The sequence below is a fragment of the Nocardioides sp. Iso805N genome (assembly GCF_000364605.1).
GTDB lineage: Bacteria > Actinomycetota > Actinomycetes > Propionibacteriales > Nocardioidaceae > Nocardioides.
Genome location: NZ_KB822590.1, coordinates 1 through 12,597, shown reverse-complemented (window position 1 = coordinate 12,597; position 12,597 = coordinate 1). Strand labels below are relative to the sequence as shown.

Annotated in this window: 16 protein-coding genes; 7 read left to right on the top strand and 9 right to left on the bottom strand. The window is 68.3% G+C overall.

Features of this window, described 5'->3' with window-relative positions; translation table 11 throughout:
* Positions 1 to 4 precede the first annotated feature (4 nt).
* On the top strand, positions 5 to 763 hold the full coding sequence (trhA, locus tag H036_RS0120515) for a PAQR family membrane homeostasis protein TrhA (protein WP_017936688.1): 759 nt from the start codon (positions 5 to 7) through the stop codon (positions 761 to 763).
* 3 nt (positions 764 to 766) lie between these two features.
* On the opposite strand, the gene H036_RS26025 is transcribed toward trhA, so the two are convergent.
* Together H036_RS26025 and H036_RS23965 are read right to left on the bottom strand one after the other, a co-directional pair.
* Positions 767 to 1,195, bottom strand: coding sequence for a hypothetical protein (locus tag H036_RS26025; RefSeq protein ID WP_232421922.1), 429 nt, complete (start codon positions 1,193 to 1,195; stop codon positions 767 to 769).
* Positions 1,192 to 2,745 carry a thioredoxin domain-containing protein gene (locus tag H036_RS23965; protein WP_232421921.1) on the bottom strand — a complete coding sequence of 518 codons (1,554 nt, stop codon included), beginning with the start codon at positions 2,743 to 2,745 and terminating at the stop codon, positions 1,192 to 1,194. The genes H036_RS26025 and H036_RS23965 overlap by 4 nt, the downstream gene beginning before the upstream one ends.
* A 139-nt stretch (positions 2,746 to 2,884) precedes the next feature.
* Here H036_RS23965 and H036_RS0120505 point away from each other — a divergent pair, with 139 nt between their 5' ends.
* Together H036_RS0120505 and H036_RS24685 are read left to right on the top strand one after the other, a co-directional pair.
* Entirely contained in the window at positions 2,885 to 4,291 is a 1,407-nt protein-coding gene (locus H036_RS0120505) for a tyrosine-type recombinase/integrase (RefSeq protein ID WP_017936686.1), read from the top strand.
* 312 nt (positions 4,292 to 4,603) lie between these two features.
* Positions 4,604 to 5,632: a DUF2510 domain-containing protein gene (locus H036_RS24685; RefSeq protein WP_081615650.1), complete on the top strand. Its 1,029-nt coding sequence runs from the start codon at positions 4,604 to 4,606 to the stop codon at positions 5,630 to 5,632.
* A 105-nt stretch (positions 5,633 to 5,737) separates the two neighbouring features.
* Here H036_RS24685 and H036_RS25590 read toward each other — a convergent pair whose 3' ends face one another.
* The 5 genes from H036_RS25590 to H036_RS0120480 form a co-directional block, all read right to left on the bottom strand.
* Entirely contained in the window at positions 5,738 to 5,911 is a 174-nt protein-coding gene (locus tag H036_RS25590; RefSeq protein WP_157417730.1) for a hypothetical protein, read from the bottom strand.
* Between the two features lie 225 nt (positions 5,912 to 6,136).
* Positions 6,137 to 6,487: a hypothetical protein gene (locus H036_RS0120495; protein ID WP_157417729.1), complete on the bottom strand. Its 351-nt coding sequence runs from the start codon at positions 6,485 to 6,487 to the stop codon at positions 6,137 to 6,139.
* Positions 6,484 to 7,122 (bottom strand): hypothetical protein, encoded by a 639-nt coding sequence (locus H036_RS0120490; RefSeq protein WP_017936683.1) that lies wholly within the window; start codon positions 7,120 to 7,122, stop codon positions 6,484 to 6,486. The genes H036_RS0120495 and H036_RS0120490 overlap by 4 nt, the downstream gene beginning before the upstream one ends.
* Positions 7,123 to 7,548: 426 nt before the next feature.
* Positions 7,549 to 8,568 carry a hypothetical protein gene (locus H036_RS0120485; RefSeq protein ID WP_017936682.1) on the bottom strand — a complete coding sequence of 340 codons (1,020 nt, stop codon included), beginning with the start codon at positions 8,566 to 8,568 and terminating at the stop codon, positions 7,549 to 7,551.
* A complete protein-coding gene (locus H036_RS0120480; RefSeq protein ID WP_017936681.1) occupies positions 8,555 to 8,740 on the bottom strand; it encodes a hypothetical protein in 186 nt (61 codons plus the stop codon). The genes H036_RS0120485 and H036_RS0120480 overlap by 14 nt, the downstream gene beginning before the upstream one ends.
* Positions 8,741 to 9,184: 444 nt before the next feature.
* Here H036_RS0120480 and H036_RS0120475 point away from each other — a divergent pair, with 444 nt between their 5' ends.
* From H036_RS0120475 to H036_RS25575, 4 genes are all read left to right on the top strand, one after another.
* Positions 9,185 to 9,622 (top strand): hypothetical protein, encoded by a 438-nt coding sequence (locus H036_RS0120475; protein WP_157417727.1) that lies wholly within the window; start codon positions 9,185 to 9,187, stop codon positions 9,620 to 9,622.
* A 250-nt stretch (positions 9,623 to 9,872) separates the two neighbouring features.
* Complete coding sequence (locus H036_RS25585; protein ID WP_157417725.1) at positions 9,873 to 10,046, top strand: hypothetical protein; 174 nt, start codon at positions 9,873 to 9,875, stop codon at positions 10,044 to 10,046.
* A gap of 137 nt (positions 10,047 to 10,183) precedes the next feature.
* Positions 10,184 to 10,699 carry a hypothetical protein gene (locus tag H036_RS25580; RefSeq protein WP_157417723.1) on the top strand — a complete coding sequence of 172 codons (516 nt, stop codon included), beginning with the start codon at positions 10,184 to 10,186 and terminating at the stop codon, positions 10,697 to 10,699.
* 32 nt (positions 10,700 to 10,731) lie between these two features.
* Complete coding sequence (locus H036_RS25575) at positions 10,732 to 11,223, top strand: SRPBCC family protein (RefSeq protein WP_269745937.1); 492 nt, start codon at positions 10,732 to 10,734, stop codon at positions 11,221 to 11,223.
* 89 nt (positions 11,224 to 11,312) lie between these two features.
* Here the strand turns inward: H036_RS25575 and H036_RS0120460 are convergent, their stop codons facing one another.
* Together H036_RS0120460 and H036_RS0120455 are read right to left on the bottom strand one after the other, a co-directional pair.
* On the bottom strand, positions 11,313 to 11,828 hold the full coding sequence (locus H036_RS0120460) for a DUF3885 domain-containing protein (protein ID WP_157417719.1): 516 nt from the start codon (positions 11,826 to 11,828) through the stop codon (positions 11,313 to 11,315).
* Between the two features lie 209 nt (positions 11,829 to 12,037).
* Complete coding sequence (locus tag H036_RS0120455) at positions 12,038 to 12,349, bottom strand: hypothetical protein (RefSeq protein WP_157417717.1); 312 nt, start codon at positions 12,347 to 12,349, stop codon at positions 12,038 to 12,040.
* Between the last annotated feature and the right edge of the window lie 248 nt (positions 12,350 to 12,597).

Here is a 12,597-nt window from a genome sequence, read left to right as displayed (position 1 = left end):
CCCCATGAGTGAGACCACCGACAGCCCGCGTACCGGTCTCGGGCCCGCTGCCGGAGCGATCACGGGATCGATCGCCGAGTCGATCACCGAGAAGGTCGCGGAGATCAAGCCGAAGCTTCGCGGCTGGCTGCACCTGGCCACCGCCCCGCTGGTGCTGGCCGCCGGCATCGTGCTGATCGCGCTCTCCCCCAACGCCCGCGCCGTCCTCGGCGCGTCGATCTACACCGCCGCCGCGCTGCTGCTGTTCACCGTCTCGGCGGTCTACCACCGCGGCAACGGCCACTGGTCGCCGCGGGTCTACAACCTGCTCAAGCGCTGGGACCACGCCAACATCATGGTGATGATCGCCGGCTCCTACACGCCGTTCGCGCTGCTGCTGCTGAACGGCACCTCGCGCTGGGTGCTGCTGACGCTGGTCTGGGCAGGTGCCATCGGCGGCGTGTTCTTCCGGGTGTTCTGGAACAGTGCCCCGCGCTGGCTCTACGTCCCCATCTACCTCGCACTCGGGTGGGCGGCGATCTTCTTCATCCCGTCCTTCCTCTCCGGTGCCGAGGCGCTCGGCGCCGGGGTGGGGATCGCGGTCTTCACCCTGATCTGCGTGGGCGGCGCGCTCTACACCTTCGGTGGCGTCGTCTACGGCTTCAAGCGGCCGAACCCGTGGCCGCGCGTGTTCGGCTTCCACGAGGTGTTCCACGCGTTCACGATCCTGGCCTTCGCGGCTCACTACGCCGGCGTCTCGCTGGCGACGTACTCGCTGCGCTGAGACTCACAACTGACCCGGGTCGGTGACCGGACGCTCGCAGACGAACCCCCGGCAGACGTACGCCGCGGCCTTGCCCCCGACCGCCTCGCGCCCCTGGAGCAGCGGGATCCCCGCGATGGGGCCGTCGGCCACCACCACGACGGCGCCGGGACGGCGACGGGCACGCTCGGCCAGCGCGTCGCGCTCCGGGCCCGCGGGGCCGACGACGGCGATCTCCTCGGGGCCGTCCGCCATCACGGCCGCGGCCGTCAGGGACCACCCCGCGAACCGTGGCGCCTGCGCCATCAGGCCTCCGACCGTGGCCAGCGCCTCCTCGGCGGCCTGCCGGTAGCAGCCCTCGCCCGTCAGCGCGTGTGCGGTGACCAGCGCGTGGATCATCGCGCTGGTCCCGGACGGGGAGGCGTTGTCGCCGGGGTCGCGGGGTCGCGTCACCAGTGTCTCGGCGTCCGCAGCGGTGTCGAAGAAGCCGCCGTCGTCGGCTCGGAAGCGGGCCAGGGCGTCGTCGAGCAGGCCGGTCGCGGCATGCAGCCAGCGCGGGTCGGAGGTCGCCTGGAGGAGGCTGAGGAAGCCCATCGCCACGCAGCCGTAGTCCTCGAGCACACCCGCGTGACGACCCGCGACGCCGTCGCGGCTGACCCGCAGGAGCCGGCCGTCAGCGTCCCTGTGCACGCGGAGCAGCAGCTCCCCCGCGGCGACCGCCGCCTCGACATAGCGCGGCTCGCCCAGCAGCAGGCCGGCATCGCCAGCCCGCTGATCGCGAGGCCGTTCCAGGCGGCCACGACCTTGTCGTCGCGCGCGGGGCGCGGTCGCTGCCCGCGTACGTCGAGCAGTCGCGCCCTGACCTCGGCGAGGCGTCGCTGCTCCTCTGCGGGCGGCTGGTGGCGCAGCTGCAGGGTCGACGTACCGTGCTCGAAGGTGCCCTGCTCGGTGACGTCGAAGACCTTCGCGGCCCAGGCGCCGCGGTCGACGCCGAGTGCCTCGGTCAGGTGCGCAGGCGTCCAGACGTAGAAGGCGCCCTCGACGTGCCGACCGGTGCCGTCGTCGGAGTCGGCATCCAGCGCGGAGGCGAAGCCGCCCTCGGCGGTGCCCAGCTCGCGGATCATCCAGTCCGCACTCTCCCGGGCGACCCGGTCGCCGAGCGCAGTGTCGAGGCGGGCGTAGAGGCCGACCAGCTGGGCGTTGTCGTAGAGCATCTTCTCGAAGTGCGGCACCACCCAGCCGCGATCCACGCTGTAGCGCGCGAAGCCGCCGCCGAGCTGGTCGTACATGCCGCCGCCGGCCATCGCGGCCGCTGTCCGGTGCAGCATGTGCCGCGCGCGATCCGCGTCGGTCGAGTCCGTCGAGGCCAACCGCAGGAACTCCAGCACCATCGACGGCGGGAACTTCGGCGCACCGCCGAAGCCACCCGCCATCGGATCGAACTCGCCGGCCAGCTTCTCCAGCGCGGCCGCCAGATCGACCTCCGACGTACCTGCGGCGACGTGCGGCTGCGCGAGGTGGGCCCGGATGTTGTCCGCGACGCCGGCGACCTCGCCCCGCCGCTCCCGCCACGCCTCACTGAGCGCCTGCAGCACCTGGGTGAACGCCGGCTGCCCGTGCCGCGGCTGATCGGGGAAGTAGGTGCCGGCGAAGAACGGCGTGCCCTCGTGGTCGAGCACGCACGTCATCGGCCACCCACCCTGCCCCGTCATCGCGGTGGTCGCGGCCATGTAGACCGCATCGACATCAGGCCGCTCCTCGCGATCGACCTTGATCGCCACGAAGTGCTCGTTCATGTACGCCGCCGTCGCGGCATCCTCGAACGACTCGTGCGCCATCACGTGGCACCAGTGGCAGGCCGCGTATCCTACGGACAACAATACTGGTGCATCACGGCGCTTCGCCTCGGCGAATGCCTCGGGTTCCCACTCCCACCAATCCACCGGGTTCTGAGCGTGCTGGAGCAGGTACGGGCTGGTCGCGGCGGCGAGGCGGTTGGCCATTTCCTGTTACTCCTCATGAGTGGCACGTGCATCAGTTTCTTTACCGAGTGATGCACGAAGTGATGCACGAGATGGGCTTATCGTGGATCGGGCAGCAGGTCGCTCGGGATCCGCTGACACCAGCGTAGGAGGCGGTCGCATGGCCACGCGCGCTCAACCGAAGCTGCTTGCCCAGGGCAAGCCGCGCATGCTCGGCGGCTCGGCGCGTGGGTGGCGGGTGCGGCTGTACGCGCCGTCCGCGGGGAGCAACAACTACCAGGTGTTCTTCCGGGCGCCGGCCGGCGACGGCGAACCCTGGAAGCGGGTGCTGCGGCGCGCTGCCTCCGAGGAGGAGGCGCGCAAGATCTTCGACCAGGCCGAGCGGGCGCTGGACACCGAGCAGGGGTTGCCGGTCGGCGCCGACGTGCGCGCGTCGCGGACCATCCGGATGCTGGGCGAGGAGTACCTCGACGACAGCCGCAAGCGCGGCAAGCAGCCGCGCACCATGGAGGGCCGGCAATCCCGGCTCAACGCCCACATCGTGCCGACCATCGGCGACGTACCCGTGGCGAAATGGCGCATCCAGCACAGCCGCGCCGTCATGGAGAAGGGGTCGGCGACGCTCCACTCCCAACGCGGCCGCGAGGACCTGCGCGGCCAGATGGCGGCGATGCGCAAGCTGGCATGGCGCATGGGGTGGCTCGACCGCTCGATCGACCCACTCGACGGCCTCGACATCGGACGATCGACCGTCCTGCAGGGCGCCACCACCCACTACGTCGACCCACGACTGCGACCGGAGACCCGACAGGTGCGCGCGATGGCAGCCGCCGCCGACAAGCTGTGCGGCCCCGGGGGCACGGATCCCCTCATGACGCGACTGCCGTTGTTGGGCACGAAGATCCGCGTCGCCGGCTTCGGCGGTCTCAGGCTCGGCGAGCAGAACGGGCTGCGTGCGATCGACGTCTTCTTCGACCGCGGCTATGTCCTAGTTAATGGCTCGTGGGTCACGCCGCGCCACGCGCCCGGCTTCCGAGGCCCGGTCAAGAACCAGGTCCTCCACGAGGTCCCGCTCCCCCGCTCGCTGATGCGCGACGAGCTCCTCCCCCGCGCCAAGGAACTGCTCGGCCTGCCCGCCAGGGCGTCGCTCCAGCAGGTGCTCAACGCCCAGGAGGAGGAGCGCCAGCGTCGAGCCCAACTCGCCACGCGCTCGAAGGACACGTCACTGGCTTGGTGGAACTACCCCGTCCCACCCGAGGAGGAGCAGTGGCTCTTCGTCGACAACGTCACCGGCCTGCCGGTGAAGCCCGAGATGCACAACGAGCGCTGGCACCGCGTCCGCGCGTGGGTCGAGGAGAACGACCCCGACAACGCCTGGCCCAAGACGATCGTCTACCGCAACCTTCGGCACCACGCCGCCACGAAGTGGTTCCACGACGAGCTCGGCGAGCCCTGGGAGGTCGTCGCCCAGTACCTCGGCGACAAGCTCACCACCGTCCTCAACCACTACGTCCGCGCCGGCGAAGACGCCCTCCGCGACTCGGTCAACAAGCTGTCGACCCGATGAAGTGCTGCGTACGCGGCGGTGTGACGCACTAGTTTTCTTGTGCCCTCCGGAGCCCCCAGGCCTACGATTCGTGTGCACGCCTCGAGGTATCTGGACTGCGACGACCGGCTGGCGTGGCTCCGGCTGCGGGCGACTCGGCAGAGCGCTGCGAACGCGGATACCGCCTCGAGGCGTGCCTGAAGGCGACGGTGTGACGCGAGTGCGCGGACTCTTGCGTCGTGCGTGCGCATTGACCGGGATCTGGTGCGCCGTTGACGCACGAAGCTGTCGTTCGCCGGACGAGTATGTGGTTGGCGTCTTAGCCTGCGGAGCATGGGTTGGTTCAACCGCCGCAACTCGGCAAATGTCTCCGCCACTGCCAAACCGGACTGGTACACCGATCCGGCCGCTCCAGGACAGCTCCGCTATTGGGACGGAACGGCGTGGACGGACCGCTTCGCACCGATGTCCGACGAGCAGACGTCAGCCGTCGCAGGCGCGCCACCAGCGCGAGGAGTGCGCGCCAGCGACGGGCGCCCATTCGGCCGGCCCGTGCCGCCGTGGTCGGAGAAGCTCGTACATCAAGACATCGTCGGCGAGTCCTTCCACGAAGACGCATTCAAGGCCATCGCTGCGGAGTACGGCCAACGCAGCCTGCCCGAATATGGCTACGAGATCCCAGAGGCCACGGCCGCGATCGTGCCCGACCCTGACAACAAGTTCGACCCCAACGCCGTTGCCGTGTGGGTCGAGGGCAAGCACCTTGTCGGCCACCTCCCGCGGGAGGTCGCTGCCGCCTATGCCCCGAAACTTGAGGCGCTCGACCGCGGCACCTACCTACGAGTGCAGGCGCGGGTATGGATCGGGCGCGACGATTGGGACCAGAACACGGGAGCCCAGAAGAAGGACGGGGTTCGCGGCAGCGTCAGCGTCCGCCTGCCCGAACTGAACGGCATTACAGCGTTCAACGACCTGCCCGACGAGCCCCACACTGTGCTGCCTTGGGGCCGTGCCACCCAGGTCACGGGTGAAGAGCTGCATATGGACGTACTACGCACGTTCGCGCTCGGATCCGACCCGCGCCATGTGGCGGCGACCCTGCATGTGATCGAGGAGGCGCGTCGGAGCGGTGATCCGGTGCGCTTGGTGGAGGTACGTCTGGACGGCGAGCGCGTCGGAGTAATGAGCAAGGTGACGAGCGAGCAGATCCACGACCTCGTCACATTCGTCGCTGACAAGGGCCGCGTTCCCGTCGCTCGCGCGATCGTGAAGGGGTCAGACCTCCGCGCCGAAGTGACGGTGCATGTCGCACGCACGAGCGAGGTCCCGCATAAGTGGCTCAACTCGATCCAGGCACCATGACCTCACTCCGTTCGCGCTCGCACGCCGCGACGTGCGGGCGCGATACCTCCAGTCCGCCGCGGCGGTGTGACGCAGCTCGGGACGGCGCTCCCGCGGTGGATGCGATCAATCGCCGCTGAGATTCTCCCGCAGCGGGTCTGGAATGGCGCCGGGTTTCAGAGCTTCGCGGACCGCACGCTCCCAGTCGTGCCAGCGTGCCGGATCCGAACGCATGTATTGGTGGAACAGCACTAACCCCTCGTCGGGGTCGGACTCCAGATCAATGTACGAGGCAGTCATGAGGAACGCGGCCCGGTACCCTGTTCGAGCGTCAACGTCTGGGGAAGAGGCATGTCGGTGGTCACCGGATGATGCTTTCACCCGGCACTTGCCTCGTTCACGCAGCGCCGGCAGATCCTTGCGTCCCGTTGGCGGCGAAACGACGCACGTCGGGGACCGCGCTGTCAACGGCATCCGGTGGCGCCGGGGCGCGCGACTCGCGGCAGATCCGTGGCGATGTGGCGGCTACTGCTTCACGAGGGTCCCGACCGTCACGTGCGGCCAGTGGATGCCGTTGAAGTCGAGCATCACCAGCTGGGTGTACTGCAGTTGCTCCTTGTCCGGTTGGCCCCCGGTACCCGCGATCGTCTCGATCCAGAGTGTCGCCTCGACACGCACGGCATTGGCGTTGCCTCCGGGAGGGTTGCCGCTCGCGGCCAGGAACGCCGTGTTGGCGGTACCGCCCCCGGCTTTGACGACGCTGTGATTGGTCGCCACGCGCAGGACCGTCACGTGCTTCAAGGACGTGCCGTGCACCGCGGACTGGAGTGCAGCCTGGAGCACGCTGTTGGGGTTCTTGACCATGGCCTGCGTCACCCCGGGAGCCACGAACCGGAACTGGGTCGGCTGGGACAGATCCAGCTCGTTGAACGTCCCAGCCACGTTCTCAAATTGGGCGTTCGCCGGTGCCCCTGGCCGAAGAAGAACGGCAGGATGTTGTTGTTCGGGATGTGCAGCGAGCCGTCCGGCGCGACCGAAGCGATGCCTTGGGCGAGGATGGCAGTGCCGTGCGGGATCGACGCCATGCGGACCACCGATTCCGGTTCGTGGGGATCAGTCGTGGGAGGCACCCTGGCCCAGATCCCAGGCTCGATGTGGAGTCCCGCGCCCGTACTCGACTCGCTGATCTGCTGCATGTAGGTCAGGCCGTGCATCTCGATGTCGTGCATCGCGAGGCCGCGGTTGGGGATGGCGCCATTGATCCGGGTGAACACCAGGGTCTCGTCGGTTCTATTCAACTCCAGGAAGCGATCGTGCTGGGTGACCCGGTGTGGCCTCCAGATGGCGTTGAAGCCATGGCCCTTCCAGGTGCCCACGAGGCCTGCCAATGCCCCGAGGGGATGGGGTGCCGCCTTGCGGGCGGCGGCCTCACCCACCTCTGCGCTTTCTGTCTCAGGCGTGGCCAGCCCCGCGAACGCGAAGTCCGAGTCCGTTTGCGTACGTGCCGTCATGACGTCTCCTTCCATCGGCGCAGCCGTAGTGCCGTCACCGTGGCTTCTGGTCGGAGCCGACGTCGCGACGCCGCTGTGGGGACGGTATTCACGGCTGGACCCCCGGCGGCCTCTGGCGGACGGAGATCGCCGGAATGAGGTATCGCCCGCCTGTTTCGTCCTGACCCAGTCCCAAGAGCAGGCCCTAAGAGAAGGTCGCGCTGGAGGTCATGCGACCCGCGAGGCGACCCGCCCGGCGCCGTCGACGCACGCTGACATCGGCAGATCCCGTCGCGCTGGATCGGCGGGGTCGGTACGCCGGGCGTAGCCGATGCTCAGGTCAGCACAGAGGCAAGGCCCGATGGAGAAGAGGCCTGGCCGAGAGGCGCAGACAGGCGCCGTCTCCTATTCGTGGATGCACGACCGCGGAGGGCCGACCGATCGCGCTCACGCTGACGGCCCGAGCAGGTAGGGCAGCCGTCGGGACAGGAACCAACGTGGGAACTCGTCGCGCAGGCGCCAGAGCCCGGCGTCGATGACGAAGTGAGCCATGACCAGCCCGAGATAGCAGCCGTACAGCCCGCGTACGGCGCCGTGTGCGGTGTGCAGGTGCGACGCCTGGCTCAGCGCCAGGCCCGCGATCAGTGCGATGTTGACCATGACCAGCACGCCGAGCTGAGGCGAGGCGGAGGCGTCGAGCGGTGCGGCCGAGAGCAGGCCGACGAGCAGGAGGTACTGCATGCCGTGGGCCATCGTGATGCCGGCAACGGCGGCGTACGGCGAGGGAAAGATGAACACCGGTACGAAGAACAGCAGCGAGGTCATGTAGACCGCAACGAACGCTCGGTGCCGCTCGGACCGGCGGCGGCCGACCATGGCGAGAGCGCCTGCGGCCGCGGCGACGACGAAGAGCGTCTCCCCGCCATCGAAGAGCCAGGTGAGAGAGACGCGCGGCGAGAGATCGAGGAGCGCCGGGTGCGCGATCAGCGCCGCGATCCCCCCGACGCCGGACCAGATGAGTGCGTGCCGCTCGATCCTCGAGAGCGGGCGGACGCGCGTGGCGCGCGCCGCGAGAGCGGCGATGCCGAGGTTCTGTTTCTGGAAGTGGAAGAACTGCCAGGCGAAGAACCCCAACAACGCCTCGACGAGCAACGCCGCCGGTGCCGCGATGACCGCGACAGCGGCGACGGCGACGAGCAGCAGTGGGGCCCACACGTAGCGGAGGCGATGCGCTCTCATGTGCGTGCGCACCTCGGGAACGGTGTAGAACCATGCGGTGGCACCGACGTGGGCCGAAGAACCGACGAACAGCAGCCACACCAAAGCCGGACCCGGACGTGTGCCGGCCCTAGGTGCCAACGCGACGGCAACGACGATGGGCAGCAGCGTCAGCGCGATGGTCGCGACCAGCCAGAAGCGATGCTGGCCGCGCCGCGGCACAGCGATCGGCGGATCAGCCGCCGCCACAGCCGCCCGCTGCTCCTGCCGCCTCGTGCAGCGAGATGGCCGCGATGACGATCACGACGGCCAGGGCAAGCAGCACCAGCAGCACAACGCGCGGCCAGATCCGCGTGCGCTTCGGGTCCTCTGGCTGGTCCGTCAGGGCGCCCTCGTCGAGATGCGGGATCAGGTCCGTCACTGCTGCACCTCCACGTCGCTGGTCTCGAGTGGACTCAAGGTAGCGCGCTCATGTGCCCGCCGTTGCCAGATTCCTAGCCGCGAGGGGAAGGCAGTACGCCGAAACACAGACGCTCCGTGGACCATCGCGAGCGAACCCGGTAGTTCGCACTCGCGCCCCGCTCGCGGCGCTCAGATACCCGAACGCGCGAGCAACCGGCAGTCGCCTCGTGTGCCATCCCGATGCGATGGGATCGTCATCCCAACGTCCGCGCGAGTGCTTGATTCGTACTACCCGGGCACCCGCTCGGTGATCGGATCACGATCTCGGACGACGCGAGCCCGGTTCGCGGCGGTGTGACGCACCGTCGAGGCCTTGGATCGGGCATGAACGTTCTTCCCTAATGCGAGTATTCCGCACGTGACTGAGCGCCTTCGGCCCGACCTCATCGCTCGCCTCCATCGCGTGGCGATCGACTTCGTCATCCCCGCGGGCCTCCACGTCGACGACGCGGTGCGGGTGGCTGAGGACCTGGTGGCGTCGGGCTTCGAGGGCGAGGCGACGCTCGACGTCGCAATCTTGGATCGCAATAGCGTCGGCAGTGACGCTGAGCGGCTGGTGCGGGCAATGCTCTCGGAGCACGGCATCGAAGTGCAGGTTACGGGCGAGGAGGATGCGAGGTACGGCGTGCTGCTGCGTGCGTTCGGCTACTGGGACCTGTCGATCCGCTATCTCGAGGAATCGTTCTACGCTCGGATTCCTGAGTGGGACGACCAAGATCCGCTCGACCGGGCGCTCGTGACCATGCTCGACGAGCGCGATCATGCGACAACGCCAGCCGAGCGTGATGCCGTCGTGCGGAGGATGCGCGCTGTGGTGCGCAAGCACGTCGCTGCTGGGTGACTCTTGCGTGCCGTTCACCGACAGATGAGGCCCCTGGCAAGCGGCGAATGACGCACGTCGGGACCGCGCTGTCAGCGGCAGATCCGGCCGCGTGCCGCGGATGGCATGCACGGCTTGCACGGGCGGACCCACCGGCGCCGCGCCTGACGCTCACGGACGGTTGTTGGTGTCGCCTGGGCTGGTCCGCCGGGACGCGGCATACTACCGACAAGGTACTTAGAGGTCGCGTGCGCGGCGACGGTTCGCGAGCATGAACGCTCCGGCGGCCAAGACGGTCAAGACGCCCATCTCGGGGAACCCGACACCGAATCCGATGATGGATGCCCCGCCGATCCACACGGCCAAGAACAACACGATCCCCAAGACGGGATGGGGAAGCCGCCAGATCATGACGCCAGTCTCCCACGTGGTCAGGCAGGCGTAAGGCGGATCTGCTCGGGTCGCGGCAGATGCGGTAAGTCGGCTGTAGCGAGTGTCAGCCGCCACCCGCAGGGACCGCGGTGCCGCGGCGTATCCACCGTTCGCGAGCGCTGACGTGCATACCTGGGACATGATTTGTCCATGAACGTTGCGTCGGCCTCAGGAACGCCTGCCTGGCGCCGGCTCGACCAACTCATGCTGGTCAGCCTCCTCACAGCCGGTGGCTTCTGGCTTCTACTGCTCTCGCCGCCCTGGGATACCGAAGGTTCCGACGGCGTCGGGTTCTTCCTGACCACTGCGACTTATGTGCTGCTCGGTGCGCTAGCGATGGCGGGCCTCTACGCCCGCGAGGAAGTCACCCTGAAGCAAGAAGTCTTGATGCTCGTCGCCGTCTGGACCGCCGCGGTACTCCTATGGACAGCGAGGTGGCTCAACCTCGGCGTCACGGCGGAACACCACCCCGGCACGGCGTATCTGGTCAACGGAGTGTCGTGGACTGGGAGCATCTTTTCGGGGCTATGGATCGCCACGCCCTGTTTCCTGGCGTGGCAGCTGCTCGCGCTGTCCATCCGCGCCGCTTGGCGGCGGCTATCAGCACGACGCCGGTGCGCAGGGAGCGCCGCCGGCGGCCCGACCGGCGCATCGGGGCTGAGATAGGGCGAGCCGCGGGCTCACCGGGGTCCACAGGCATGGCGCGACGGGCCAGCACGAGTCGCGGCAGATCCGGTCACCGGCAACTACGATCACGCCTCGTGAAAAGCACGGTGTCTGTCACTTGCGAACAACGCATCTCAGCGGCTCCGCCCGTGGTCTGGGCGATCGTCGCTGACCCGAAGATGCAGGAGCGTCTGGACCCGAGATGTCGTGTCGAGTCCGCGACGGGCGACTGGCGGGCTGCGGGCTCGGAGTTCATCCTCAACGTTCGCGGCGTTCGTCTGCGCTACGTCGTCACTCAGGCTGAGCCTGGAGTCCGTTGGGTGGCAAGCGTCGACCGAGCCGGGAAACTGGCAGGTGCTCAGGGCGGTGAACTCGCCGCTGACGGGACGGGCACCCTGTTGCGCTGGACCGTGAACATCTCAGCTGGTCCGCTGGTGCGTCGACTCGCTCAGCGGACCTGTGAACGTGAGTTGCCGAAATGGCTTGGCGCCGTCGAGCGCGAGGCACTCGCGAGCGTTCCGTAGGACCCCACCGGCCCATCCGCCCATCGGCAGTCCGGTAGGCGCACATGGGTCGCGGGCGAACGCCGCTGCGGCCTGGTCTCGCGTGCCCGCTACAGGCCGAGGGGATGCTCGGAAAGCCATCCGGCGAACCGGCTCGCCAGTGCGTCACGCTCAACGGTGGACCGAGCGATCACGTCGGCGCCTCCGTCATAGGGGTGATACAGCCAGCTCAGGTCCCGGGGCATGAGGATCACGCCCCCCGCCTGATCGTCAGCGACTAAGCGCAGCAGCGGGTCGAGCTCTACAAGCATTGCGACGCTGGTGACGAAGAGGTGCCACCAAACCGCGCCGTACTCGTCCGGTTCGAGGAGTAGCGACCGCCACAGGGTCGCGTTGGGAGCCGACCGCGCGAGCTGTCGATCTCGACGGCGCGGGCGAGTACTCGGGCTCCACGACGTCGTCACCACCAGCAGTTCGCCGCCTGGTGCGCCGAGCGCTGTGAGGACGGCGTGATGCCGCGCGAGAACTTCGGCGTGCTCGTCCTCGCTACTGGCATAGCGCTTGCCCGCAGGCAGGCTGTGGAAGCGGACCCAAAGGTCGTGGTAGCCACGGAGCTCATGGGCCACGGGAGGACACTCCGGGAACCTGGCGTCCCAGGACGCGGCAAGCTGGGCCCACTGAGGGTCCGGTGAGATCCTCGGCAATAGCCGATCGACCGACCAAGCCCACGCTTTGGAGAGTTGCCGCCACGGGTCCACGCCGGGAAGCCTACGGTCCCCAGCCGCTTCCACCCCACTGGGCCTAATTTCGTGCAAGTTGCGGCAGATGCGTGCGGTTATCCGCGCTCCGGCAGGAGGCGAGCGGCTGAAATCCTGACGAAGTACCGCCGCCAGTAGGGCCCAGGGACCCAAGGCACGTCGTCGGACTTCCAATCTGCTGGGTCGAGGTCATCGCGTGTAGCGCGACGGGCCGCGAGCCATCCGTCGAACGACTCGTCAGCCTGCTCCCCGGGAGCGGGCCCTGCGACGAGGTCGAAGAAGACGTGGTCGTCCGCTGTCAGTCTCTTCAGCAGATCCGCGCAGGCGTCGGCCTCGCGATCGTGGACTTCAAGGGAGAACTCGCCGCCACGCTCTGAGTAGAAGACCACCCAAGCTTCCGCTCGATGCTCGATGACGAAGGCGTCATCGAGATGTGCGCCGTACAGGTGAAAGGTGCCCGAGCACACCGATGGCATCGAGATGGTCTGCCAACTGGCTGCGCGTCTGCGGAGCGACGACCGAAGCGGACATGGCGGGATGGTGGGGCCTGACCCCGGTTCTTGGACACGCTGAATCCAGCACCTGGTGCTGGGGAAGCGAGATGATCCGAGAACTATGGCCAGGAAGAACTACTCCG